We start from the raw sequence: 24,261 nt of genomic DNA, 5'->3' as shown, positions 1-24,261 counted from the left end.
AAAAGTGGCGGTCGTTTCAACCGCCCTGCCATGCTTCGAACATCAGGCTCGCGCAACTGCCGCCGAACCCGAACGAAACCGACATTGCCGTGTCGATGCGCGCGGCGCGCGTGCTGCGCACGAGCGGCATGCCGCGCATTTGCGGCTCGGCCGCGCCCCTATCCGCCGTGCCCGCGATGAAGCCGTCGCGCATCATCAGCAACGTGTAGATCGCCTCGTGCACGCCGCACGCGCCGAGCGAATGGCCGGTCATGCCTTTGGTCGACGAAAATGCCGGCAGGCGGTGGTCCAACTCGGCGTCGAATACGTCATTGAATGCGCGAAGTTCTTCGAGGTCGCCAAGCGGTGTCGACGGCGCGTGCATGTTGACGTAGTCGGGGCGTATGCCCGCTTCGGCCAGCGCGCCGCGCATTGCCCGCGCGATGCCTGCCGCACGCGGCGCGACCATCCCCGCGCTGTCCGTGCAAGCGCCGAAGCCGGTGAGCTCTGCGTAGATGCGCGCGCCGCGGGCGAGCGCGTGATCGAGCGATTCGAGCACCAGCACGCCGCCGCCCGACGCGATCACGAAGCCATCGCGCAGCAGGTCGTACGGGCGCGACGCGTGCTGCGGCTCGTCGTTGAAGCGGCGCGACAGCGCGCCCATCGCGTCGAACATCAACGTCATGTTGTCGTGCAGCGACTCGCTGCCGCCGGCCAGCACGATCTGCTGGCGGCCGGTCTGGATCAGCTGCATTGCCTGGCCGATCGCGAGCGCCGAGGTCGTGCACGCCGACGACGGCGCATAGCTCGCCCCTTCGAGTCCGAATACTTGCGCGACGTTGGCCGACGCAGTGCTGCTCATCGCGTGGGGCACGACGTAGGGCGGCACCTTTTCGACGCCGCGCGCGTGGGCGATGGCGAGCGCCGCGTCATAGCTCGCCATCGTGCCTACGCCCGAGCCGATCACCGCGCCGGCGTGCGGCGAGCGCAACGCCGCGGACGCGAGCCCCGCGTCATCGATCGCGTAGCGCGCGGCATGGCACGCAAACCGCGCGGTGTCGCCCATGAAGCGTTCGAGCTTGCGTTGGAACGGCGGCTCGTGCTGAACCGACGCGACACCCGCCACCTGCGACGCGAACCCGCGCTCGCGCCACGCATCCACCCGCTCGATGCGCGAGCGGCCCGCGCGCAACGCGAGTGCCACGGCGTCGAGCGTATTGCCCAGGCACGACACGATCCCCATGCCGGTGACGACCACGCGTTGCAGCGCGGCGCTCATCGCACGCGCCTGAAAATCAGCGACGTATTGATGCCGCCGAACGCGAAGTTGTTGCTCATCACATGTTCAGCGTCGATCTGCCGCCCCGTGCCGACGATGTAGTCGAGCGGCGCACAAGCCGGATCGACGTTGTCCAGATTCAAGGTCGGCGCGTACCAGTTGCGCTTCATCATCTCGATGGTCCACCACGCTTCGAGCGCGCCGCATGCGCCCAGCGTATGCCCGACGTAGCTCTTGAGCGAGCTGATCGGCATGCGCGCGCCGAAGGTCTGCGCAGTCGCCAGGCTTTCGGCGACGTCGCCGCGATCGGTCGACGTGCCGTGCGCGTTGACATAGGCGATCGCTTCGGGCGGCAGTTGCGCGTCGCGCAGCGCGAGCTGCATAGCGAGGGCCATCGTGCCGGCGGTCGGCTGGGTCATGTGCGCGCCGTCCGAGTTGCAACCGAAGCCGACGATCTCCGCGTGAATCCGCGCGCCGCGCGCGAGCGCGTGTTCATAATCTTCGAGCACCAGCGTCGCCGCGCCTTCGCCGACCACGAGGCCGTCGCGCGCGGCATCGAAAGGACGCGGCGTCAGGTGCGGCGCGTCGTTGCGCGTGCTGGTCGCATACAGCGTGTCGAACACCGCGACCGCCGGGCCCGACAGTTCTTCCGCGCCGCCTGCCAGCATCAGCGTCTGCTTGCCGGACTGGATCGCCTCGAACGCGTAGCCGATCGCCTGGCTGCCCGACGCGCACGCGCACGAGGTCGGAACGATGCGCCCTTTCAGGTCCCAGAACAGGCTGACGTTGACCGCCGTGGTGTGCGGCATCATCTGCACGTAGCTGTTCGACGTCACGTTGGCCATCGAGCCGGTTTCGAGCATCGTGCCGAACGCGCGGATCGGCTGCACCGAGCCCGACGACGAGCCGTACGCGACGCCCATGCGGCCGTCCGCGATGCTCGGGTCGTCGGCGAGGCCCGCGTCGGCAAGCGCCAGTTCGCTCGCGCGCACCGCATACATCGACACCGGCCCCATCGCCCGCGTCTTCTTGCGCGGATAGTGGGCGGGCGCGCTGAACTCGGGCAGCGGACAGGCGAGCCGCGTATGCAGCGACTCGAAGTAGTCCCACTCGGGCATGCGCCGCACCGCGTTCTCGCCGCGCCTCAGGCGCGCTTCGATCGACTCCCAGCTATCGCCGAACGCGGTGACGCCGCCCATGCCGGTAATGACGACGCGCTTCATCACACCATCCCGCCGTTCACGCCGATCACCTGGCGCGTCACATACGAGGCCGCATCCGACATCAGGAAGCTCACCACGGAGGCGACCTCCGCAGGCTGGCCGACGCGGTTCATCGGCACGCTCTTCAACGCCTGTTCGAGCGGCATCTGCTCGAGCATGCCGGTCTCGATGAGGCCGGGCGCGACGCAGTTGACGGTGATGTTGCGCGTGGCCAGCTCCACCGCGAGCGCCTTGCTCGCGCCGATCAGCCCGGCCTTCGCCGCGCTGTAGTTGACCTGACCGCGATTGCCCGTGACGCCGGACACCGACGCGATGGTGACGATGCGCCCGCCACTGCGGGCGCGCACCATCGGCATGGTCAGCGGATGGACGACGTTGTAGAAGGCGTCGAGACCGGTCTCGATCACGATGTCCCAATCTTCTTCGGTGAGCGCGGGAAACGCGGCGTCGCGGGTCACGCCCGCGCTGCACACGATGCCGTAGTACGGACCGTGCGCCGCGACATCCGCTTCCAGCACTGCGCGGCACACGGCGCGCTCGCGCACGTCGAATTGCAGCACGCGCGCGGTGCCGCCTTGCGCGGCGATGCCCGTCGCCACCGCATCGGCTTCGCTGCGTCCCGTGCGGCAGTGCACGGAGACCGCAAAGCCGTCGGCGGCCAACTTGTACGCAATCGCGCGGCCGATGCCGCGGCTTGCGCCGGTAACGAGAACACGCCGGCTCATGAACTGACACTCCCTTCGATGAATGACTGAAAATCGGTCGGCTGGAAAATCTTGATGACGGCTTGCGCGCAACACACGCCGTCCTGATGGATCGTGCATTCATACGCACCGTGGCCGGCTTCGCCGCGCAGCAGTTCGCTCACGTCGACGAGCAGCGGTGCGCCGACCGCGAACGCGGGCCGCAGCGCGTGATAGCTGCGCGAGCCGAGCAGCACGCCGGGCCGCGCCCGGCCGCCGCCGCGCATCGCCAGTAGCGCGACGTGCGCGGCGATCGCCTGCGCCATCAGTTCGATGCCGATCCATGCGGGCATTGCGCCGTCGGCGCCGGCGTACCACGCATGCGGGTCGACACTGGCGCGCGCGCTCAGCGCCGTGTCGCTGAAACTGTCGACGGCCCCGATCAGCAGCATGGTGCCGCGATGCGGGATGATCGCCTCGATCGGTTGCTGCACGAGTTGCTCGACGCCCGGTATGGGATGGGTCATGTGCGTCACCGTGCAAGAATCAGGCTGACGTTGCTGCCGCCGAAAGCGAACGAATTGCTCATCACGTATTGCGTGCCAGCGCCGCGCGGCAAAAAGCGTTCGCTCTCTACGAGGTCGAGCGCCGGCAACGCCGGATCGGCCTGTCCGTCCCACAGATGACGCGGCAGCGGCACGTCGTCGCGCACGAGCGTGAGCCACGCGAAGCCGAGTTCGGTCGCGCCCGCCGCGCCGAGTTGATGGCCGGTCAACGGCTTGGTGCCGCTCGTCGCCACCCCGTGCGCGAACACCCGCGCCATCAGCTTCGCTTCCATCTCATCGTTCTTCGGCGTGGCGGTCGCGTGCAGGTTCACGTAGCCGAGCCCCGCCGCGGCGACGCCCGCATCAGACAGCGCTGCGCGCAACGCGAGTTCGCCGCCCGCGCCTTGCGGGTCCGGCGACGAAATGTGATGCGCGTCGCTCGATTCGCCGACGCCCGCGAGGCGCACCGCCGCTTCGTCGCGGCTCATCAGGAAGACGGCCGCGCCCTCGCCGACATTGATGCCACAGCGGTTGACGCTCATCGGATTGCTGCGCACGGCGCTAGTCGATTCGAGCGACGCGAAGCCCTGCATCGTCAGTTCGCATAACGAATCGACGCCGCCTACCACCACTGCATCGCACAGTTGCAATTGCAGCAGCCGACGCGCCGACGCGAAAGCTTTCGCGCTCGACGTGCAGGCGGTCGAGATCGTGAAGGCCGGGCCCTGTACACCGAGCGCGGCGGCGGCGAATGGCGCGGCCGTGCCGATTTCCATCTGACGGTAGTTGAAGTGCTCGGGCAGCGCGCCGGCTTTGGCGTGATAGACGAACGCGGCTTCGGCCGCCTCGATGCCCGATGTGCTCGTGCCGAGCACCACGCCGATCCGCGCGGCGCCGTAGCGCTCGCGCGCGGCCTCGACGGCCGGCGCGATTTGCGCGAGCGCGGCCAGCAGCAAGCGGTTGTTGCGGCAGTCGTAGCGCGCGAGCTCGGCGCGCGGCGCGAGCTCCAGCGGCGCGAGCACGCTGCCCGCGAACGCGTCGCCGATTCCCGTGTGCACGTTCGCCATGCCCGGCGCGCGCGCGGCGGCGAGCGCCGGCACGATTTCATCGACGTTGCCGCCGAGCGCGTTGATCATGCCGAGCGCGTGTAGATAGACTGATGGCGCGCTCATGTCGCTCTCCTCGAATCCAATGGCATGCCGATCGGCGCAAGCAGCACCGCGACCGCGATGCCGAGCGCGAGCGTCGCGCCGAAGCTCTTCAGCGCGGGCATCGCGCTCATGGCGAGCATGCCGAACGACAACAGCGTGGTGGCCGCCGACAGCAGCACGCCGGTCCAGACCGCACCGAGATCCGCGTCTGCGCGCAGGCAGCCTTCGCGCAGAAACACCGCATAGTTGGCGCCCACGCCGAGCACCAGCATCAGCGCGAGCCAGTTGAACAGGTTGAGCGGGACGCGGGCGTAGCCGAAGATTGCAAGAGTGACGCCGACCGCGAGTGCCACCGGCAGCGTCGTGGCGATGCCGCCACGCAGGCGGTCTGGCAGGGTGAGTTTGTTCGCGTCTGCGGAGCGGGCTTCCTTCGAGGCGCCCTCCAGGCAGGCTTCTTTCGGGGCGTCCGCCAAGCGGGCTTCCTTTGTGGCGCTTCGCAAGGAGAGTTCCTTCGCGGCGCCCCCCAAGGGGGCTTCCTTCGGGGCGTATCGGAGAGTCAACACGATAAGCACCAGCGCAAGCGCGCCGCCGAGCCACCAGCCGCTATCCACCCGATATGCGCCGAACAGCTTCGACACGCTCGCGGCCTTGTCGACGAACGTGACGCCAGGCAAGCGCTCGGCGAGCGCAAACAGCGCGGGCTCGTTGCGCGGCGTCACGCCTTGCGGAATCACGACCGCCGCATAGGCGTGCGTGGCGGCATCGACTTCGCCGAGCCACAGATGCCGGTACGGTTGCGACCAGGGCGTCGCCAGCCATCGCTCAACGCTCAGCGGCGGCTGTGTCTGTGCTTGCGCGAATGCGGCGAGCCACGCATCGGCGACTTCGTCCTTGAAGCCTGCTTGCAGCAACGTCGCACGCAACGCGGCGCGGTCGTCGAAGACACGCTGCGCGAGCAGCGCGTAGTCTGCCTTCTGCTGCTTCGCGGACGGCACGAATTGCGCCACCGACTGATAACCGCCGACCTGGTCGGCGGTGCCGTCCAATGCATCCAGCTTCGCGCCCAGCGCTTGGGCGCGTTGCAGCACCGCTTCGGGGGTGTTTGCGCGCACGACGAAAAACTGCGCGCTGTTATCGACGCCCACCGCCTCGCGCACCTTGTCCTCCTGCGCGACCAGCGATGCATCGCGCTGGATCAGCAGATGGATATCGTCGTCACTGGTCAGACGCAGCCAGCCGGGCAGCGCGACGACCAGCAACAGCGCCGCCACGTACCACGCGCGCCGCCCGCCGATCGCGCGCTGCCAGCGCGCCAGCAAACCGGCCGCCGCCGCGAACACACGTTGCGGGCTGCGCCTGGGCGCGCGCGTCAGCAACGCGGGCAACAGCCACAGCACGGATGCGAATGCGGTCGTGATGCCCACCATCGCGAAGCATGCAATCTGCTTGAGTGCGGGAAACGGCACCCACATCAGGATCGCGTAGCCGAGCAGGCTCGTCAGCAGTGCGACCGTCAGCGCGGGACGCACCGCGCGCGCGCCGCGCCGCGCGTCCCAGTCGCGCTGCGCGCTGAGGTACAGGATGAAATACTGGATCGAATAATCGACGGCTTCGCCGATCAGGCTCGCGCCGAACACCAGCGTCAACAGATGCAGCTTGCCGAACACCAGCAGCGTCGCGGCGAGCGCGCACACGATGCCGAGCGCCGTGGACACGAAGCCGAGCAGCAGCAGGCGCGGCGAGCGGAACACCCACAACATCAGCAGCGCGATACCGCACAACGACGCGACGCCGATCAGATGCACTTCGCGTTCGGCCGCGCTGCGGGCCGACTCCGCGTAGAACACGGCGCCGGTGCGCGCCACCGAGACATCGGGGAACGTTTGTCGCAACACGTTTTCGCTTCGGGCGAGCGCCGCGTGCACCGCGCGCTGCGTTTGCGTTTCGTAGGCCGAGCCCGGCAAGGTCGCGACGATCAGCACGCTGGTTGCGTCACCGCGATGCGCGACCAGCAGATTGTCTTCGACTTCCAGATGGGATGTCGCGAGCGGCAGGCCGCCGAGCCAGCGTTCGAGCCAGCCGAACGGATCGTCGGCGAGCGGGGTGGCGAGGCCGCCGTGCAATGGGCTGTAGATGCGCTGCGCGAGCGTGTCGCGCAACGTCGCGCCGGATGGGCCCGCGGCGCTGGCCGCTAGCGCCGCGCGGTCGACCGGCGCTAGCAGGCCGAAGCGATACGGCATATACAACGCGGCGATCTGCGCGAGGTCGAACGGCGGCAACTCGGCCGTCACCGAGCGGAACGCCCCGCTCTTTTGCAGCGACGCGCCGAGTTGCCTCGCCGCCGCTTTCGCGTGCGCGTCGTCGTTGCTGCTGACGAGCAATACCGTGCGGTCGCCGAGCGCGCTCGCCAGAGTGTCGACCGCTTTTTCGGCGACCGGGTCCGCTTCGGTGGCGGGCAGAAGCGCTAGCAAATCGGTCTGCAACGGCGACGGCCCGGCAAAGCGCCACGCGCAATACAACGCCGCGATCAGCGCGAGCAGCAGCCATGCGGCCCGTATGGCCCACGTCTGCCGCACGGATCGCCGTGGTGGCGCCTCGTGCTGTTGTGTATCGCGCACGTCGCGCAGATCCCGCAGGTTCATTACGGCGCTCCGAGCATGCTGCGTTCAGCCGCAGTCGGTTCGGTCGTCGCCTCGCTCTTCGTGAAGTCGAGCTTCGTCACGTCGCCGTTGGGCAGCGCGATGCGCAGGCTTTCCAGGTAGTCGCCGCCATCCATCTCCAGACCTTTGATCGACTGCGCGAGCTGCGGCTGATTCGGCGTCAGCCGCATGCGCCATCGCGCGGTGCTGCCTTGGGCCTCTATGTCGAACTGCGAGTACAGCGCCGACAGGTCACCGCTGAGCATCGCGCGCATCATCTTCGAGACCTGCGCGACACCGCGTGCGCCGGCCGCGCTATGGGCGCTCACGCGCCGGCCAGCGGCGTCGAACTGGGTGACGCCCGCGTCGGTGATGACATAGGTGGCTTTGTACGGCGTATCGATCCGCCAGATCACGCCGCGCTCGCGAAAGAACACCAATGCGCCGTTGCTGACGAGCGGCTCTTTCATCGCGGCAAGCGTCTGCGTCTGCGTGAATTGCGCGCGCACGCCTTTGGGCTGTGCGAGATGGGCGGCGATCCGCGATACGAGTGCGGGGTTGCCGGTGGTCGATGTCGTTGCTGTTGCCGTTGGCGATGCCGTGGGCGCCGGCGTAGCCGATGTAGTAGCCGATCGCGTTGTTGCTGGCGTTATTGAACCCGTTGTTGATGCCGTTGTTGATGCCGTTGTTGCTGGCGTAGCTGATCCCGTTGCCGATGTAGTAATTGACGGCGCTGCGCTCCCCGCGCTCGCGACGCTCGCCGTCGCCACTGCCGCCAGGCCAAGCACACCGGTCACGCTCAACCGGCCAAGCGCTCTGATCGGCAACGCTCGCCATTTCATCATCCCCATACCCGCTCCAGCTTTTCGAATACGACCGGCGGCGACACGAACTGCAACTCCTGGGTGGCGGCATCGACCGCGACCTGGATCGTGTAGCCCTTCGTCAGCCGCGCGCCGGACGCGCAATCGACGATTTCATAGCCTATTTTCAGGCGGTTTTCGTGTTCGAGCAGTTGCGTGCGCACATCGAGCCGCTGACCATACACGGCTGGCCGCACGTACTTCAGATGCGCCTCCACGATCGGCCAAAGATAGCCCGACGCCTGCATCTCGCGATAGTCGTAATCGAACGCGCGCAGCAGCGCCGCGCGGCCGATCTCGAAGTACTTCAGATAGTGGCCGTGCCAGCACACGTTCATCGCGTCGACGTCGTGGAACGGCACTTCGACTGTCGCGCTGGCGCTCAGCAGTTTCGGCGTCGCGCTCATGCGTTCGATCCTTCGGGATAGTCGTCGAGCAGATCGCAGGCGGCAATGCGCGCGGTCAACGCGCGCAGTTCGCTTTCCAGCGCGCGGTCTTCATCGACGAACGGCGAGCCTGCGCTCACGTCGCCCATAAAGCGCTGCAGCGGCGCCGGCAGCGGCGCCGCGCTGTCGATCCGCATACGCAGACGCGCTGCCTGCACCGTCGCGAGCGTATGCGCGGCGCCTACCTGCTCGGTCAGCTCGAGCACGCGCAAACAGTCGCGCGCGGCGATCGTACCCATGCTGACCTTGTCCTGATTGTGCGACTCGGTCGAGCGCGAAAAGACGCTGGCGGGCATGGTGTTCTTCAACGCTTCCGCCGTCCATGCCGAGGACGAAATCTGCACGGCCTTGAAGCCGTGATTGATCGCGGCGCGCGCGGGCGCGGCGCCGGACAGATTGCGCGGCAAGCCGTTGTTGAAATTCACGTCGACCAAAAGCGCCAACTGCCGGTCCATCAGATCGGCGAGATTGGCGACCGCGACTTTGAGCGCATCCATCGCGAACGCGATGTGGCCGCCGTAGAAATTGCCGCCGTGCAGTACGCGCTCGTTGTCCGGATCGATCAGCGGGTTGTCGTTGGCGCTGTTCAATTCGTTCTCGACATCGCGGCGCACCCACGTCAGCGCATCGCGCGCCACGCCGATCACGTGCGGCGCGCAGCGAATCGAATAGCGGTCCTGCAGGCGATGCCCCGGTGTATCGTCGCGGCCCGCCAGATCGGCGCGAATCCACGCGGCCGCTTGCGCCTGGCCGGCGTGCGGCTTGACGTCGAACAGCGTCGCGTCGAAGTGCGCGGCACGGCCGTCGAGCGCCACCGTCGAGAGCGCGGTCAAACGCGCGGCGAGCCGCGTCAGATGATCCGCGCGGGCAAACGCGAGACAGGCGAGGCCCGTCATCACGGCAGTGCCGTTCATCAGCGCGAGACCTTCTTTCGGTGCCAGCGCGAGCGGCGCGAGACCGAGCCCGGCCCACACGTCGCAAACGTCGCGCAGCGCACCTTCGAACTTGACGTCGCGCTCGCCGGCGAGCGCCGCCGCCACATACGACAGCGGCGTCAGATCGCCGCTCGCCCCGACCGAGCCTTCGGCCGGAATGCGCGGTAGAACGCGGTGATTGATCAGATCGGCAAGGCGTTCGAGCAGTACCGGACGCACGCCCGAAAAGCCATAGGCCAGCGAGTTGAGGCGTGCGGCGATCACCGCGAGCACTTGCGCGTCGTCCAGATGCTGGCCCATTCCGCAGCCGTGATAACGCGTCAGCTGCAGCGGCAGCGCTTCGATCAGGTCGGCCGGCACGTCCACTACACAGGCGTCGCCGTAACCGGTGTTGACGCCGTAGACGGTCGCGCCCGCGGCCAGATGGCGGCGCAGAAAATCGGCGCCGCGCTGGATGCGCGCGCGCCATGCGGGGTCGCCGCTCAGCGCGACCGGCGCGCGGTGCTGCGCGATCGCGACGACCTCTTCGATCGTCAGTCTGCGCGCGCCGATCAAGACCGCTGGCGGGTTGGCGTCGGCGTTGCCGCGCCCCGTCACGCTCGCTCCTGCCTCGCGCGCTTCGCTCACATCATGTTCGGCCATGCCCGCCTCGCTTGGTGCCGGCCCAAAAATCGAAGAAGTTGAACCATTGATAGGGTGCCTTGCGGCAATAGTGTTCGAGACGTGTCGCATAACGCTGCGCCCACGTCGCGAGATGCTGCGCGCGCTCGCGCCGCGGCAGTTCGATGCGCTCGGCAAACGGCTCGAAGTACAGGTGATAGCCGTCGTGCTCTTTCAGGCAGAAGAACAGATAGACCGGGCAGCCGAGCGCATGCGCAAGCACATACGGCCCTTGGGCGAACGGTGCGCTCGCGCCCAGAAATTGCGCGTCGGTCGTGCGGCCCGCTTCGTGCGGGGGCACGCGGTCGCCGACGATCACCAGCAGCTCGCCGGCATCGACGCGCTGCTGCATCAGCATCGCCGTGTCGGGTCCGAAGTCGGCGACTTCAAGCAGATGCCGCGTGAACGCGCTACTGGCAGACGCCAGCACGCGGTTGAAGCGGCGCGCGTGGCCGGTGTAGACGACGGCGGTGACTTTTGCGTGAGCGCCGTGGGCGGCGAGCGCGCGGGTCATCTCCAGATTGCCGAGATGCGCGCCGATCACGAGCGCGCCCTTGCCGCTCGCGACCCATGCTTCGAACGCCGAACGATCTTCGAACTTGACGTCGGCGTCATTGACACGCCCGGACCACGCGGCGAGTTTATCGAAGCCCGAGTGCGCAAACGCCAGCATGTGGCGATATGCGGACAGCCAGCCAGGACGTGGCGTGCCGCCTTGCGGCTCGGCCGCACGGAGATGCCGGAAGTAGTCGGCCGACGCCTCGCGCGCGGCGGCGCCCGTCAGCAGAAAATAGGCGACGACCGGATGCAGCCAGAGCGCGGTGAAGCGGCGGCCGAACAGCTTGCAACTGAGCGCGAGTAAAGCCATGCCGAGGTGGCTGCCGCGTTCGGCGATGCGCCACCAATGCTGGCCGCTCGGCTCGGCGTGTCGATCCGGTTGATCCGGTTGATCCGCTTTGCTCCGTTCGCGCGGTTCGTTCGGCGCGCGTGGCTGTTCGGCGGGCGCGGCACGACGCGGCATTACCTTGTGGGCGAGCAGCATCGGCAAACGCCATAGCATGCCGAACACGAGCCGCGTATGACTGCGGCTGATACGCACGTTGTCCCACAACACGTCGAAATGCGACACGCCGTCAGCGGCATACGTGACGCGCGTCGCGATAAAGCGAAACGCCGTGCGCCGCCAATGCAGCCGCACGAGGATTTCGATGTCGAAGTCCATCCGCGTGGGCAGCCGCACGCCGTCGATCAGCTTGCAAGCCAGTGCCAACGGATAGAGCCGAAAGCCGCACATCGAATCGCGGATCGTCAGCGAAAGCGTTTCGATCCACACCCACACGTGCGTCACATAGCGGCCGTAAAGGCGCGCTTTCGGCACGCTCTCGTCGTACACCGGCCGGCCGAGAATCACCGCGTCCGGTTCGGCGCGCGCCGCATCGATGAAGCGCGGCACGTCGGTCGCGTCGTGCTGGCCGTCGGCGTCGATCTGCAACGCGTGCGTGTAGCCCGCCTCGCGCGCCGCGCGCAGCCCCGCCATGACCGCCGCGCCTTTGCCGCCGTTGACCGGCAGACGCAACAGCGTAAGCTGCGCGCCGTACTGCTGCGCGATGCCGGCGAGCACCTGCCGGGTCGGGTCGTCGCTGCCGTCGTCGACCACGAAGATCGGCAGGCGATGCACGGCAAGACCGGCGACGGTCGCGCCGATCGCGTCCTTGTGGTTGTAGATCGGAACAACGATGCAGGCAGCAAAGCGGCTCATCCTGCAGGCTCCTGATAAACGATCACGCCCGATGCGCAGTCCCGGCCATCCATCCGGTACGCGAACTGCATGCGCCGACGCGCGGCGTCATGGGCGAGCGTGAGCTTGAGCACCGCGCCCGGCAAGACCGGAGCCATGAACTTGAGCCGGTCGATCGATGCAACCGCGCGCACGCTCGGCACATGCTCGGCCGCCAGCCGGATCGCCCAGTCCAGCTGTACCACGCCCGGCAGAATCGGCAGGCCGGGAAAATGGCCGGCGAAATGCGCGAGCGTGCGAGGCACCCGCAGTTCGTAATGCAGCGTGTCGCCGCTGCGCGCTTCGGCCAGCAGGTCCATGCCTTCCACGCGAGGCTCGAAGGCGGCCGCCAGCACGCTGACCGGCAGCTTGCCGCGCGCGTCGAACGGCAAGCTCAGCCGGAAACGCCAATGACGCGGCAGCACCACCACATCGAAATAGTCCGCCAGATGGCGGCGCAGGCTTCGCGCGAGCAGCACGCGGCCTTCGCCGCGCAAAACCGCGCTGCCCGCTTCCGTCAACGCGACGAGGCCGCCGGCGCGATCGCGCGCGGCACCGTTCAGCGGCACGACCGCCGCTTGCGCCACGTACGGATGCAACGCGAGCCGCGCTTCGAGCTCGGCCAGCGACACGCGCTTGCCGTCCAGCTTCAGCACGCGGTCGAGCCGGCCTTGCAAACGGAAGCAGCCGGGCGCGTCCCAGGCGATCCGGTCGTCGGTGCGGTGCCAGCCTGAATGGCCCAGATGCGGCGAGCGCACGCTCAGCGCGCCGTCCTCGTCGCGACGCACCTCGACGCCGGTCACCGGCCGCCATGCATCGGTGCGATCCTGACGACGCCACGCGATGCCGCCGGTTTCCGTGCTGCCGTAAATTTCGAGCGGCGCGGCGTCGTACGCCGCGGCGTAGTGCCGCGCGGCCTCGAACGCGAGCGGGCCGCCGGACGAAAAGAACGCGCGCGGCGCGGGTGTCAGCGAAGCGAAGCCGGGCAGCGCGGGCCAACGCGACAATTGCGCGGGCGTCGAAACGACCACCGTCGCGCCGCATTGCTCGATGCGGCTTTGCAGATGCAGCGGATCGACGCTGATCGCACGATCGAATGGGCGGCCGGCGGCGAGCGGCCACAGCACGCGAAACAGCAAGCCATAGATGTGGTGATGCGGCACGCTCGCGAGCATCGTCGCGTCGCCGAGCAGCGCGCCCCATTGCTGTTCGAGCGTGCGCACTTCGGCGTCGAATTGCGCGAGCGTCTTGTGGATCGGCTTCGGGCGGCCGCTGCTGCCGGACGTGTAGAGCGTGAGCGGAGTATGCGGGTCGATGGTGCGGGTGCGGCGTGCCGCATGGGCAGCCGCGGAGTCCGCGCTCGCCGCGCTCGCACCAGGGGTGAACGGGGGCAGGTCTGCGTCGGTCAGCATCGTGTCGTACGCGTCGGCGAGATCGGCCAGATAGCCTGGCGTCGCGTTGGCCGGCAGCACCGGCTCCTTGCCGCACGCGAACAGCGCGAACAGCGCGCACGCGAAATCGAACGGATCGTCGATGCACAACGCGCAGCGCCGCCCCGTGCGGGCTTGCAGCAGCGCGAGCAGCGCGGCGACGCGCGCGCGGAACGCCGTGCGATCGAGCACCGCGCTACCGTCGCGGCATACCGGCGCGGCGGCGCCTTCAACAGCCAACAACACATCATGCAGCGCGATCATGCCGCCCCCGAACGCGCGGCGCGCGGCAGCACCACCAGATACCGCCAAATGACCTCGGCCACCAGCAACACGCCGATCAGCCCATACGCGATCGCGCCGTTATACAGCGACCAGCTCGGGCGGCTCCAGTACAAGGCCGTATACGCGGAAAACGCGCCGTTCATCACGAAGAAAGCGCACCACACCTGGGTGACTCGCCGCGTATGGCGCACCGCGCCGGGCGGCAATGCCGCGTTGCCGAGGCGCGCGAATCTTTCGATCATGGACGGCCCGCGCACGAGCGTCGCACCGAACGCGATCAGCAATCCGAGATTGACGAGCGACGGATAGAGCCGCAACAACAGCTCACTGTCGGTGACGACGATCGCCGCCGACGCGCAGCTCAGCATGCCCGCCACGCTCCACTCGAGCGCGGACAGGCGTCGCAGCGAAGCCGCGAACGGACCGCCGCCGGCCCAGCGTTGCAGCCACAAAACGGCAAACAGCATGCCGCCGACGACGCGCGGCGTGTCCCAGCGCCACGCGCACAGAATCAGCGCGGGATAGGCGAGCTTCAACAGCGCCTGTACGATCAGCTTGCCGCGGTGGCGCTCATGCTGCGGCGCGGTTGCGGCCGCTTCGGGCGTCGCAGCCGGCAGTGGCGAGCGCGCAACCGGCATCAGCCTTCGGCCGCCAGCAAGGACTCGACCGCGCCGATCACGTCGCCCACGGTGCGTACCGATTTGAACTCTTCCGGCTTGATGCGGCGGCCGGTCATTTCCTGCAACTTGATCGCGAGGTCGACCGCGTCGATGCTGTCGAGGTCGAGGTCTTCGAACAGATGCGCGTCGGGCGTGACCCGCTCAGGCTCGATCGCGAAGGTCTCTTTGAAGATGGCGCGGATGCGTTCAAGAATCTCTGCGTCGGACACGGCTTATTCCCCCTTCTTGGTGGTTTCGTGCGCAGCATGGGCAGCTTCGCGCTGACTCTCGACCAGCGCAGCCAGCGTGCTGATGGAGCGGAAGTGTTCGCGCGTGCGTTCGTCGTTTGCCGCGATGGTCAGTTGATAGTGTTTGCGCAGCACGATGCCGATCTCGAGCGCGTCGATGGAATCGAGACCGATGCCGTCGGTATCGAACAACGGTGCGTCGTCGTCGATATCGGCCGGGGTCAGGTCTTCCAGATCGAGGGCTTCGATCAGAAGCTGTTTGATTTCAAGTTTTAAAGAATCCATAGTCGAACAGGTGCCGGGTAATGTGGGCTTCGATGGCGCTCGTCACGCTGCGCGCCGCGAGAGCCGGTATCGTGTGGTGCGCCGCAAGCTGCTCGACGCCGAGCGGCGCGAGCACGCTCACGCGCATGCGGAACGCGCGCGCCGGCACGTCGTACCAGCGCATCTGCTTCGTGAACGCGGGCGGGTCGCAATCCATCAGTACGGGCACGATCGGCGCGCCGGCCTTCAACGCCATGTGCGCGAAGCCCCGCGAAAACGCGTGCAGCCGGTTCGGCGCCGGACTGCGCCTGCCCTCGGGAAAAATGATCATGGTGTAGCCGGCCGCCAGTTGCCGGACGCCAGCCTCGACCAGATCGGCGGGGTCCGCATTGCTCACGTATTCCGCCGCGCGCACGATGCCCCAGAAACACGGGTTGCTCCAGTGCGCGTTTTTCACGACGCAACAGGCGCGCGGCGCGAGCGACAACAGCACCATCACGTCGAGGTAGGTCGGGTGATTGGCGACCACGATCGCCGGGATGCCCGCGCGCAATGCGTCCGCGCCCGACACCTCGAGTTCCATCACGCCGACGCGCCGCAGCATCGCGACCAGCGCGCGGAAAAACCAGTGGATCACCGTCGTCACCGCCCGCTGCCGCGACGCGCGATGCGGCCACAGCCATGCGAGCGGGAACACCAGCACGGAAAACAGCACGCCGCACACGCCGAACATCGCGAAGGCCATGCCGGTGGCGCAGAAACGCCAGAGGTAATCAAGCCGCGCGGACACGCCAGCTCCATTGCCAAACAGTGCCCGCACCTTGCCAACACGCGGACTGGCCGGTTTGCAGACAGTGCAGCAGCGCCTCGCTCTGCGTCGCGAAACTGGCTGACGTGGGCGCGGCATTCGCGCGGATGCCGGTGCCGGCGCTGCTGCCGGCGACGATGCCCTCAGCGGTCGCACCGGGAGCGCCGGCTTGAATGGCGTCGCCGGTTTGCGTCGACGGCTCTTGACCGGCGCGGCTGACGGTGCACACCATCTGCCCGGCTGACGCCTCGCTGTCGAGCAGAACGGCGATCGCACCGCCCTGCACTTCATCTTCGATGGTGCCGTAAGCGGGATCGGCCGGTTCGTCCGCGTACACCAGCAACACGGGCGACGCGGACTGCGTCGCGTATTGCGCGTGCGCTTCGAGCAAGCCGTAGCCAAGCGTTTCGGCGCCGGCCGAAATCGCGCTCGCCGCCGAGCGGTCGCCCCGGGCGATGCCGAAGATGCCCGTCATCGCGTTCAACACCGACAGGCTGAAAGCCGTCGGCGAGACGGGCTGCGCGGCGCTGATGCTGCGCAGGATGTCGGTCGTGCGGCGCAATTCCCCATGACGCGAAGCGAACACGACGCGCACGTGGGCGCCGGCGACGCAGTCGTACGCGACCTTCAGCGCAGCCTTGGACAGCGTGCTCAGACGACGCCGGACGATCGGCTCGATAAAGCCGATATCGGGTGCGGCAGATGCGGCGGCCGGGCAGCTAGACCAGCGACCGACCGGAATGGTCCAGTGCAGATCGGGCATATGGGTGTTCGCGCGTGGAAAAACGGGGAGAGGCTCAGGCCCCTGACGGAACACATTCTTCGCGGCGTGCGCTAGCCGAGCGGGTTGGCGATCTCCGGCCGCGGGACAATGCAGTCCGCCAACGGGGAATTCAGCGGTTTATCGGCACTCGCCCAATGAATGTTTAGCGCACAGACAATGATCCGACGAAACGTCAAAAACACTATTGTCGGCGGAATCATACTGAACATTCCGGAATAAATCAGCCAAAAGACGTATCCATCTGTATCCGTATCGGCGGAGCGACGGATTGTCAAACGAAGGCGCGCGCCGGTTGACATGCGCCGAGCGCGTGCCTGGCTCTGCGCGGATATTCCAATCGATCTCCCGCCAGTAAGGCTGAGCCGATATCAACGCCGGCGCTGCTTCGCTCGCATGCATCAGGCATGGTTCGCATCATCCGGCCCTCGCCGCGCGCGTCGCCCCGCGGTCCACTGCAAGCAACCGCCGCACGGCCCTGTTGGGATTGAGGCCACCCCTGCCTGCTATACTCCGTCCCTCATTGGGGAGTAGCCGCCCCGCGCAATGTCCGCACCTGTGTGCCGGGTGCGTCGCACATGCGTTCGCGGGGGCGCCTGTCGACAGACTTGGCCGTCACGGCCATGGCAGCCGCAGCCTCGAGCCTGGCGAGACCGATGATCCACACGCGCCGCAACAGGGCCCGGCGTGTCGTGGGTCGTCGCTCGTTCATGGCAGGCCCGGATAAATCAAACCATCGTGAATCAAGCGTTCCTCATTTCGACCGGAGCCGTCGCGCTGGCCGAAATCGGCGACAAAACGCAGCTTCTGTCGCTCGTTCTCGCCGCCCGCTACCGCAAGCCTGTGCCGATCATTCTCGGCGTGCTGACCGCCACGCTGGTCAATCACGCTTGCGCGGGCGCGCTCGGCGCGTGGCTCGGCTCGCTGCTCACACCCACCGTGATGCGTTGGGCGCTCGCGGCATCGTTCATCGGCATGGGTCTGTGGATCCTCGTGCCGGACAAGCTCGACGACGATGAAGCCAACACCAGCCGCACGCATTTGGGCGTATTCGGTACGACCATGGTGACGTTTTTCATCGCGGAAATGGGCGACAAGACGCAGATCGCCACCGTCGCGCTCGCCGCCCGCTTTCACGATTTCTTCGGCGTCGTGGCCGGCACCACGCTCGGCATGATGATCGCGAACGTTCCCGCAATCCTGCTGGGCGACCGCTTCGCTCACCGGCTGCCGACGAAACTCGTGCACGGCATCGCCGCCGTCATGTTCGTGGTCCTGGGAACGATGGCGCTGTTCGGGGTCGGGGTTTGAGCGACTTTCAGGTTGTGTGCTTGCAGTCGCCGCTGTTCACGAAAGCTACGATGTAAGCGTGGCCCGGCGGGTCGCGCGTGCCAGGCCGTTCTTTTGCAAGCCGTAATGGGGCGACAGTGAGCGGCGACACCCAAGGGCGACACTCAGCGGCAACGCGAGGGGCAACACCCAGGGGGCACGCGCCGCTAAAGCGCCCGGTAAAGCGCCCATGGTTCAGCGCACAACCCTACTCCGCGACTTTCGCTCCGGACGCTGGCGCCGGAGCCGGCGCCGCCCCACTGCCAGCGGTCTCGTGTCCCGCGCTGCTGTTCAGGTCGAGCGGAAGCTTGACCGTACGCACGGCGCCGTTGCCGAGCGGAAAATCGGCCAGTGCGCTGCGGGCCAGATACGGCATCGCGCGGACCAGCGACGACTCGCCGCCCGAATTGCGCGCCGTCACGTTATAGACCTCCTTACCCGTCGCGTGCTCGGTGATCCGCACGCCCAACACATGCGTGAAAATCGGATAGCTCTGGTTCACATACCCGCTCGGATACGGACCCCAAGGTCCCCACGGATCGAACGGCCGGCCCCAGTAAGGCCCTGGCCACGGGTTGTAGTACACGGGTTCTGCGACGGTCACGATATCCGAGCGCATCCCATACGCTAGTCCGACCAGATAGCGCGCGTGCGCGCTGTCGACTTCGCGGAACCCATGCAGCGCGAGTTCCCCGGCAACGATGCGCTCGTACGTGGACAGTTCGAGATCGTTCTGCGCAGCCGGCAGCCGCGTAAACACATAGGTGCGGGTGGCGTCGTTGCCGCTCCAGTCGGAAAACGCCGTGACCTGGGTGGTCACGTACGTCGTGCAGCCGGACAGCAGCACCGTCAGCGCCGCCAGCAGCAATGCGGCGCGACGGGTCCATTGATGGATGTTCATGGTCTGCCTCGTGATGCCTCAAGGTTGCCCGTTTTTGTCACTTGCGACCGGGTTCGTTTGCCACGCGGCCTCGTATCGTCTGTTGGTGCGAAGGCGCCCGATATTACGCTGACCTGGCCGGCGGGTACAAAGTTCGCTCCGCAGGATTGCCCGAGGCTTTGTACAATGGCTCGTCAAGCCCGGCTCGCGTGCCCCGGCGCGCCCGACCGCTCGAGTCCCATCACCACAGAACACCATGGCCGATACCGCAACGCCCAATGTGATCCGCCGCGCCGATTACGCGCCGCCCGCCTTCCTTATCGACACTGTCGAGCTGGAGTTCGATCTGGTCCCTGAACGCACGGCCGTCAGGAATACGATGCGTGTGCGCCGCAATCCCGACGCGTCGCGCGCCGCGCATCTGGAACTGATGGGCGAACAGATCGAGTTCGTCGGCGCGCAGATCGACGGCCGGCCGTTCGCCGGCGCGCATGCGCACGAGCACGGCCTGCGGCTCGAGAACGTGCCGGAGAGCTTCGAGCTCACGCTCACGAGCGTGTGCAACCCGGCTGCCAACACCACCCTGTCGGGCCTGTATGTGTCGGGCGGCAATTTCTTCACGCAGTGCGAGGCCGAGGGCTTTCGCCGCATTACCTACTTCCTCGACCGACCGGACGTGATGGCAACCTACACGGTCACGCTGCGCGCGAGCAAGGCCGAGTTTCCGGTGCTGCTGTCGAACGGCAATCTGCTCGACGAAGGCGACTTGCCGGACGGCCGTCATTACGCGCGCTGGGAAGATCCGTTCAGGAAGCCGAGCTATCTGTTCGCGCTGGTCGCGGGCAAGCTGGTCGCGCTGGAAGAACGCGTGAAGACCGGCTCGGGCAAGGAAAAGCTGCTGCAGGTGTGGGTCGAACCGCATGACCTCGACAAGACCCGTCACGCGATGGACTCGCTGATTCATGCAATCCGCTGGGACGAAGAACGCTTTGGGCTCGAACTCGACCTCGACCGCTTCATGATCGTCGCGGTGAGCGACTTCAACATGGGCGCGATGGAGAACAAGGGGCTCAACATCTTCAACACGAAGTACGTGCTGGCGAACCCGGAAACCGCGACCGACACCGACTTCGCGAACATCGAGGCGGTGGTCGGCCACGAGTATTTCCATAACTGGACCGGCAACCGCGTGACCTGCCGCGACTGGTTCCAGCTGAGCCTGAAAGAAGGCCTGACGGTATTTCGCGACCAGGAGTTCTCGGCGGACATGGCGGCCGGTCAGACCCGCAACGGCGACGCGGCCGCGCGCGCGACCAAGCGCATCGAGGACGTGCGCGTGCTGCGCCAGATGCAGTTCGCCGAAGACGCGGGCCCGATGGCGCATCCCGTACGCCCGGAAAGCTACGTCGAGATCAACAACTTCTACACGATGACGGTCTACGAGAAGGGCGCCGAAGTCGTGCGGATGTATCAGACGATGTTCGGCCGCGACGGTTTCCGCAAGGGCATGGATCTGTACTTCAAGCGGCATGACGGCCAGGCGGTGACCTGCGACGATTTCCGTTACGCGCTCGCCGATGCGAACGGCCGCGACCTCGCGCAGTTCGAGCGCTGGTACAGCCAGGCGGGTACCCCAAGGGTGTCCGTGCGCACCCATTACGATGCCGCCCAGCAGCGCTACAGCATAATGCTCAGGCAAGGTTACGGCGACGCGGCACCGGCCGCGCGCGAAACACAGAAGGGAGCGCTGCTGATTCCGTTCGCGATCGGCCTGATTGGCAACGACGGCAAGGATCTGCCGCTGCAGCTGGAAGGCGAAGCGACGGCATCGGCCGCCACCACGCGCGTGCTCGAATTCGCCCAAAGCGAGCAGACCTTTACGTTCGTAAAGGTCGCACAGGAGCCATTGCCGTCTCTGCTGCGCAATTTCTCCGCGCCGGTGATCGTCGAGTATGACTACTCGGCCGACGAACTGGCCTTCCTGCTGGCACACGACAGCGATCCCTTCAACCGCTGGGAAGCGGGCCAGCGGCTCGCCACGCGCGAACTGATGACGCTGGCCGAACGTGCCGCCACCCATGCGCCGCTGCGGCTCGACGACTCGGTAGTGGCCGCGTTCGCGCGTGTGCTCACCGACGAGACGCTGTCACCGTCGTTCCGTGAACTCGCGCTAATGCTGCCGTCCGAAGCGTACCTGGCCGAGCAGATGGCCGAGTCGAATCCTGCGGCCGTGCACGCTGCCCGGCAGTTCGTGCGTAAGCGTCTGGCCACGGCGCTCAAGCACGAGTGGCTCGCACTGTACGAGCAGCATCGCACGCCCGGCACCTACGAAGCGACGCCCGAGGCGGCCGGCCATCGGGCGCTGAAAAATCTCGCACTGTCGTATCTCGCCGAACTGGACGATCCGGCTGAAGCCGTGCGTCTCGCGTCTGCGCAATACGACGCCGCGAACAATATGACCGACCGCGCCGCGGCGCTCTCGGCACTGCTCAACGCGGCGGCAGCCAAGGGCGGCAGCAGCGAGGCGCAACAGGCGCTGGACGACTTCTACCGGCGCTTCGAAAAAGAGCCGCTCGTCATCGACAAGTGGTTTGCGTTGCAAGCCACGCAGCGTGGCAGCGCGCAGCGGCCGGTAATCGACATCGTGCGCAAGCTGATGGCCCATCCGGCCTTCAACCTCAAGAACCCCAACCGCGCGCGCTCGCTGATCTTCAGCTTCTGCGCGGCCAATCCCGCGCAGTTCCATGCCGAAGACGGCTCGGGCTACGCGTTCTGGGCCGATCAGGTAATCGCGCTAGACGCCCTCAATCCGCAAGTGGCCGCACGCCTCGCCCGCTCGCTCGAACTGTGGCGCCGCTTCACGCCAACGTTGCGCGAGGGCATGCGCGCAGCGCTGGAAAAGGTGGCTTCGCAAGTGAAGTCGCGCGACGTGCGCGAAATCGTGGAGAAGGCGTTGGCTTAACGCCCGCCTCCTGGCCCCGAATGCGGATCGTCCGCCAAATTCGGCGCGCTCGACGTTAGCCATCTGCACGACTGTTCATGCCGACTCGCCGGGATGAAACCAGAACGCCTTCGCTTAACGGGGGGCGCTCCGTCATCCCGCGATCGGGACATTCGGCGACAAGGCTACCGCGAGAATCTTCACGGCAGGGTTCGTGCATTGACTGCCGCCTCGCAGCGCGTCTCTGTGCACTTCGTCGGGCGAACAGGCGCTGAATGTCGGGATGGTCAGTTGCGCTGCGCGCACCGGCGCCGCGCATCAACGACGCGGCGCGAGCGAGGCGCGCCATCTCGGCCGATACCGCGGTGTAGCGCCAGCCCGCGCGGCGCTTGCCGTGCGCGCGCCAAAGCACGGAACGGACACAACGAACGGTTAGAATCCGGTTATTCCTCTCGCCTTCCCGGAGTACAGCATGTCCTTGCAACGTCGTACCACCCTCACGAAGTACCTGATCGAGCAGCAGCGCGAGACCAATAATCTGCCAGCCGACCTGCGCCTTTTGATCGAAGTCGTCGCGCGTGCGTGCAAGGCAATCAGCTACCACGTCAGCAAAGGCGCGCTCGGCGATGCGCTCGGCACAGCCGGCAGCGAGAACGTCCAGGGTGAAGTGCAGAAAAAGCTAGACATCCTCTCGAACGAAATCCTGCTCGAAGCCAACGAATGGGGCGGCAACCTGGCCGGCATGGCTTCCGAGGAAATGGAACAGTTCTTCCCGATTCCGGCCAACTATCCGAAGGGCGAATACCTGCTGGTGTTCGACCCGCTCGACGGTTCGTCGAACATCGACGTCAACGTTTCGATCGGCACGATCTTTTCGGTGCTGCGCTGTCCGGACGGCCAGCAGCCTACCGAACAATCGTTCCTGCAACCGGGCACGCAGCAGGTGGCTGCGGGTTATGCGGTGTACGGCCCGCAAACCGTCCTTGTGCTGACCACCGGCAACGGCGTCAACTGCTTTACGCTCGACCGCGAACTGGGGTCGTGGGTGCTCACGCAAAGCGATATGCGCATTCCGGTGGAAACGCGCGAGTATGCGATCAACGCGTCGAACGAACGCCACTGGTACCCGCCCGTCGAGCGGTACATCGGCGAATTGAAAGCGGGCAAGGAAGGACCGCGTCAGAGCGACTTCAACATGCGCTGGATCGCATCGATGGTCGCGGACGTGCACCGTATCCTGAATCGGGGCGGCATCTTCATGTATCCGGCGGACAAGCGTACCCCCGACAAGCCGGGCAAGCTGCGCCTGATGTACGAAGCAAACCCGATGGCGTTCATCGTCGAACAGGCTGGCGGGGCTGCGACCAACGGCGAAAAGCGCATTCTGGATATCCAGCCGAAGAGCCTGCACGAACGTGTGGCTGTGTTCCTCGGCTCGAAGAATGAAGTGGACAGGGTCACCCGCTACCATCTCGAAACAAAAAAGTGAGCCGGGGGCTTGCCAAGCCGCTGAAAGAGTCCCTATAATCGCGGTTCTCCTGATGCCGGAATAGCTCAGACGGTAGAGCAGCGCATTCGTAATGCGAAGGTCGGGGGTTCGATTCCTCTTTCCGGCACCATCAAGATTCAAGCAAAAAGCCCAGTCCTTTGGACTGGGCGTTTTGCTTTCTGAGCACTCGCTGACGAAGCGACGATCGACGGACCGTTTGGCGCGGATTTCCGTCACGACAACATCCTCTCAATCGCGACGAGAGGGCGTTAAAGTCGTTTGGCGATTCATGCAATTCTTTAATATGCCCCAGTGGTCAACGAAAGCCTGAAACCGCTCGTTTACTCGATATTGGGGTGCGGAGTGCACGCAAGCGGGGGAGTTAGCACACCGCTATGTGTCGGGAAACTTCGTCCGTGCGGCAGCGCACAAGCGCCACTGTTTTATTCGTTTGCAACAGATTACGAGCTCGAACATGACCGCGTCGCGCCGGGCCGCGCAGCGCGCAGTCTCGAAAGCGCCAATGGCTAACGACCGAAACGGCCCACTTATTTTGGTACCCGTTCGCGAGCGTGCGTTGCAGCAAGGCAATAAATGATATTCAAACCCTCTGGTGAAATGTTCTGTTGTGCCGTTAAAGCAACAGAGAACGTCGCAAACGCATCCGACACTGGTGCTCAGGCAGACACGCGGCAGATAATCATTTTGTAAAGGAGAACGATCATGGATGCCAAACCAACGAAGATTCCGACCCCGGACAAAGTTCTGTGCCCGGATCCGGAACCCGCTGGCGTCGAGTTTCTGGGTGCCGAGCTGCCTGAACACGTTCGCGCCTTCTTCGACGAACAACGTAAATCGTGCGACTCGAAGTAACTGCGGTGGCGCAATGCAGCATGGATTCGCGTGCGTAACAGGCATGGCCGGGTACGCAGCGTGCCTGCGGCCGCTTATTCGTCGTTCGACCCCG

21 protein-coding genes, 1 tRNA gene and 1 riboswitch are annotated in these 24,261 nt (G+C 66.3%); of the genes, 5 read left to right on the top strand and 17 right to left on the bottom strand.

What is annotated here, in order from left to right:
• Positions 1-16: 16 nt before the first annotated feature.
• From ABQJ48_RS03940 to ABQJ48_RS03865, 16 genes are all read right to left on the bottom strand, one after another.
• Complete coding sequence (locus tag ABQJ48_RS03940) at positions 17-1,258, bottom strand: beta-ketoacyl-[acyl-carrier-protein] synthase family protein (RefSeq protein ID WP_367836122.1); 1,242 nt, start codon at positions 1,256-1,258, stop codon at positions 17-19.
• A complete protein-coding gene (locus tag ABQJ48_RS03935) occupies positions 1,255-2,481 on the bottom strand; it encodes a beta-ketoacyl-ACP synthase (RefSeq protein WP_367836121.1) in 1,227 nt (408 codons plus the stop codon). Before ABQJ48_RS03935 ends, ABQJ48_RS03940 begins: the two co-directional genes overlap by 4 nt.
• Positions 2,481-3,206, bottom strand: coding sequence for a 3-ketoacyl-ACP reductase FabG2 (locus ABQJ48_RS03930; RefSeq protein WP_367836120.1), 726 nt, complete (start codon positions 3,204-3,206; stop codon positions 2,481-2,483). Before ABQJ48_RS03930 ends, ABQJ48_RS03935 begins: the two co-directional genes overlap by 1 nt.
• Positions 3,203-3,691 carry a hotdog family protein gene (locus tag ABQJ48_RS03925; protein WP_367836118.1) on the bottom strand — a complete coding sequence of 163 codons (489 nt, stop codon included), beginning with the start codon at positions 3,689-3,691 and terminating at the stop codon, positions 3,203-3,205. The genes ABQJ48_RS03930 and ABQJ48_RS03925 overlap by 4 nt, the downstream gene beginning before the upstream one ends.
• Positions 3,692-3,696: 5 nt before the next feature.
• On the bottom strand, positions 3,697-4,881 hold the full coding sequence (locus ABQJ48_RS03920; protein WP_367836117.1) for a beta-ketoacyl-[acyl-carrier-protein] synthase family protein: 1,185 nt from the start codon (positions 4,879-4,881) through the stop codon (positions 3,697-3,699).
• On the bottom strand, positions 4,878-7,502 hold the full coding sequence (locus tag ABQJ48_RS03915; protein WP_367836115.1) for an MMPL family transporter: 2,625 nt from the start codon (positions 7,500-7,502) through the stop codon (positions 4,878-4,880). Before ABQJ48_RS03915 ends, ABQJ48_RS03920 begins: the two co-directional genes overlap by 4 nt.
• Entirely contained in the window at positions 7,502-8,152 is a 651-nt protein-coding gene (locus ABQJ48_RS03910) for an outer membrane lipoprotein carrier protein LolA (RefSeq protein WP_367836515.1), read from the bottom strand. The genes ABQJ48_RS03915 and ABQJ48_RS03910 overlap by 1 nt, the downstream gene beginning before the upstream one ends.
• Positions 8,153-8,340: 188 nt before the next feature.
• A complete protein-coding gene (locus tag ABQJ48_RS03905) occupies positions 8,341-8,769 on the bottom strand; it encodes an acyl-CoA thioesterase (RefSeq protein WP_367836114.1) in 429 nt (142 codons plus the stop codon).
• Positions 8,766-10,385, bottom strand: coding sequence for an HAL/PAL/TAL family ammonia-lyase (locus ABQJ48_RS03900; protein ID WP_367836113.1), 1,620 nt, complete (start codon positions 10,383-10,385; stop codon positions 8,766-8,768). Before ABQJ48_RS03900 ends, ABQJ48_RS03905 begins: the two co-directional genes overlap by 4 nt.
• Positions 10,372-12,162, bottom strand: coding sequence for a glycosyltransferase family 2 protein (locus ABQJ48_RS03895; RefSeq protein ID WP_367836112.1), 1,791 nt, complete (start codon positions 12,160-12,162; stop codon positions 10,372-10,374). The genes ABQJ48_RS03900 and ABQJ48_RS03895 overlap by 14 nt, the downstream gene beginning before the upstream one ends.
• Positions 12,159-13,874, bottom strand: coding sequence for an ApeI family dehydratase (locus ABQJ48_RS03890; protein WP_367836111.1), 1,716 nt, complete (start codon positions 13,872-13,874; stop codon positions 12,159-12,161). Before ABQJ48_RS03890 ends, ABQJ48_RS03895 begins: the two co-directional genes overlap by 4 nt.
• On the bottom strand, positions 13,871-14,533 hold the full coding sequence (locus ABQJ48_RS03885; protein WP_367836109.1) for a COG4648 family protein: 663 nt from the start codon (positions 14,531-14,533) through the stop codon (positions 13,871-13,873). The genes ABQJ48_RS03890 and ABQJ48_RS03885 overlap by 4 nt, the downstream gene beginning before the upstream one ends.
• Positions 14,533-14,784 carry an acyl carrier protein gene (locus ABQJ48_RS03880; RefSeq protein ID WP_367836108.1) on the bottom strand — a complete coding sequence of 84 codons (252 nt, stop codon included), beginning with the start codon at positions 14,782-14,784 and terminating at the stop codon, positions 14,533-14,535. The genes ABQJ48_RS03885 and ABQJ48_RS03880 overlap by 1 nt, the downstream gene beginning before the upstream one ends.
• A gap of 3 nt (positions 14,785-14,787) precedes the next feature.
• A complete protein-coding gene (locus ABQJ48_RS03875) occupies positions 14,788-15,087 on the bottom strand; it encodes a phosphopantetheine-binding protein (protein ID WP_367836107.1) in 300 nt (99 codons plus the stop codon).
• Positions 15,068-15,856 (bottom strand): lysophospholipid acyltransferase family protein, encoded by a 789-nt coding sequence (locus ABQJ48_RS03870; protein WP_367836106.1) that lies wholly within the window; start codon positions 15,854-15,856, stop codon positions 15,068-15,070. The genes ABQJ48_RS03875 and ABQJ48_RS03870 overlap by 20 nt, the downstream gene beginning before the upstream one ends.
• Positions 15,840-16,637 carry a beta-ketoacyl synthase chain length factor gene (locus ABQJ48_RS03865; RefSeq protein ID WP_367836105.1) on the bottom strand — a complete coding sequence of 266 codons (798 nt, stop codon included), beginning with the start codon at positions 16,635-16,637 and terminating at the stop codon, positions 15,840-15,842. The genes ABQJ48_RS03870 and ABQJ48_RS03865 overlap by 17 nt, the downstream gene beginning before the upstream one ends.
• A 531-nt stretch (positions 16,638-17,168) precedes the next feature.
• Positions 17,169-17,317: riboswitch (yybP-ykoY riboswitch) on the top strand.
• A gap of 76 nt (positions 17,318-17,393) precedes the next feature.
• On the opposite strand from ABQJ48_RS03865, the gene ABQJ48_RS03860 reads away from it, so the two are divergent.
• Complete coding sequence (locus ABQJ48_RS03860) at positions 17,394-17,966, top strand: TMEM165/GDT1 family protein (RefSeq protein ID WP_367836104.1); 573 nt, start codon at positions 17,394-17,396, stop codon at positions 17,964-17,966.
• 226 nt (positions 17,967-18,192) lie between these two features.
• Here the strand turns inward: ABQJ48_RS03860 and ABQJ48_RS03855 are convergent, their stop codons facing one another.
• On the bottom strand, positions 18,193-18,885 hold the full coding sequence (locus ABQJ48_RS03855; RefSeq protein WP_367836103.1) for a DUF4136 domain-containing protein: 693 nt from the start codon (positions 18,883-18,885) through the stop codon (positions 18,193-18,195).
• Between the two features lie 235 nt (positions 18,886-19,120).
• On the opposite strand from ABQJ48_RS03855, the gene pepN reads away from it, so the two are divergent.
• From pepN to ABQJ48_RS03835, 4 genes are all read left to right on the top strand, one after another.
• Positions 19,121-21,826, top strand: coding sequence for an aminopeptidase N (gene pepN, locus ABQJ48_RS03850; RefSeq protein ID WP_367836102.1), 2,706 nt, complete (start codon positions 19,121-19,123; stop codon positions 21,824-21,826).
• Between the two features lie 451 nt (positions 21,827-22,277).
• Positions 22,278-23,294, top strand: coding sequence for a class 1 fructose-bisphosphatase (locus tag ABQJ48_RS03845; protein WP_367836101.1), 1,017 nt, complete (start codon positions 22,278-22,280; stop codon positions 23,292-23,294).
• Between the two features lie 54 nt (positions 23,295-23,348).
• A tRNA-Thr gene (locus tag ABQJ48_RS03840) sits at positions 23,349-23,424 on the top strand.
• 593 nt (positions 23,425-24,017) lie between these two features.
• Positions 24,018-24,167 (top strand): hypothetical protein, encoded by a 150-nt coding sequence (locus ABQJ48_RS03835; RefSeq protein ID WP_367836100.1) that lies wholly within the window; start codon positions 24,018-24,020, stop codon positions 24,165-24,167.
• Positions 24,168-24,261 lie beyond the last annotated feature (94 nt).

This window comes from Paraburkholderia suaedae (assembly GCF_040812055.1).
GTDB lineage: Bacteria > Pseudomonadota > Gammaproteobacteria > Burkholderiales > Burkholderiaceae > Paraburkholderia.
This window is presented reverse-complemented; position numbering and strand designations above follow the sequence as displayed.

Excerpts from the sequence above, each read along its gene's own strand:
- ABQJ48_RS03900 (WP_367836113.1), bottom strand. The coding sequence starts at position 10,385 with ATGGCCGAACATGATGTGAGCGAAGCGCGCGAGGCAGGAGCGAGCGTG.
- ABQJ48_RS03925 (WP_367836118.1), bottom strand. The coding sequence starts at position 3,691 with ATGACCCATCCCATACCGGGCGTCGAGCAACTCGTGCAGCAACCGATC.
- ABQJ48_RS03935 (WP_367836121.1), bottom strand. The coding sequence starts at position 2,481 with ATGAAGCGCGTCGTCATTACCGGCATGGGCGGCGTCACCGCGTTCGGC.
- ABQJ48_RS03835 (WP_367836100.1), top strand. The coding sequence starts at position 24,018 with ATGGATGCCAAACCAACGAAGATTCCGACCCCGGACAAAGTTCTGTGC.
- ABQJ48_RS03895 (WP_367836112.1), bottom strand. The coding sequence starts at position 12,162 with ATGAGCCGCTTTGCTGCCTGCATCGTTGTTCCGATCTACAACCACAAG.
- pepN (WP_367836102.1), top strand. The coding sequence starts at position 19,121 with ATGGCCGATACCGCAACGCCCAATGTGATCCGCCGCGCCGATTACGCG.
- ABQJ48_RS03940 (WP_367836122.1), bottom strand. The coding sequence starts at position 1,258 with ATGAGCGCCGCGCTGCAACGCGTGGTCGTCACCGGCATGGGGATCGTG.
- ABQJ48_RS03915 (WP_367836115.1), bottom strand. The coding sequence starts at position 7,502 with ATGAACCTGCGGGATCTGCGCGACGTGCGCGATACACAACAGCACGAG.
- ABQJ48_RS03845 (WP_367836101.1), top strand. The coding sequence starts at position 22,278 with ATGTCCTTGCAACGTCGTACCACCCTCACGAAGTACCTGATCGAGCAG.
- ABQJ48_RS03890 (WP_367836111.1), bottom strand. The coding sequence starts at position 13,874 with ATGATCGCGCTGCATGATGTGTTGTTGGCTGTTGAAGGCGCCGCCGCG.
- ABQJ48_RS03905 (WP_367836114.1), bottom strand. The coding sequence starts at position 8,769 with ATGAGCGCGACGCCGAAACTGCTGAGCGCCAGCGCGACAGTCGAAGTG.
- ABQJ48_RS03920 (WP_367836117.1), bottom strand. The coding sequence starts at position 4,881 with ATGAGCGCGCCATCAGTCTATCTACACGCGCTCGGCATGATCAACGCG.
- ABQJ48_RS03930 (WP_367836120.1), bottom strand. The coding sequence starts at position 3,206 with ATGAGCCGGCGTGTTCTCGTTACCGGCGCAAGCCGCGGCATCGGCCGC.
- ABQJ48_RS03855 (WP_367836103.1), bottom strand. The coding sequence starts at position 18,885 with ATGAACATCCATCAATGGACCCGTCGCGCCGCATTGCTGCTGGCGGCG.
- ABQJ48_RS03875 (WP_367836107.1), bottom strand. The coding sequence starts at position 15,087 with ATGGATTCTTTAAAACTTGAAATCAAACAGCTTCTGATCGAAGCCCTC.
- ABQJ48_RS03865 (WP_367836105.1), bottom strand. The coding sequence starts at position 16,637 with ATGCCCGATCTGCACTGGACCATTCCGGTCGGTCGCTGGTCTAGCTGC.
- ABQJ48_RS03885 (WP_367836109.1), bottom strand. The coding sequence starts at position 14,533 with ATGCCGGTTGCGCGCTCGCCACTGCCGGCTGCGACGCCCGAAGCGGCC.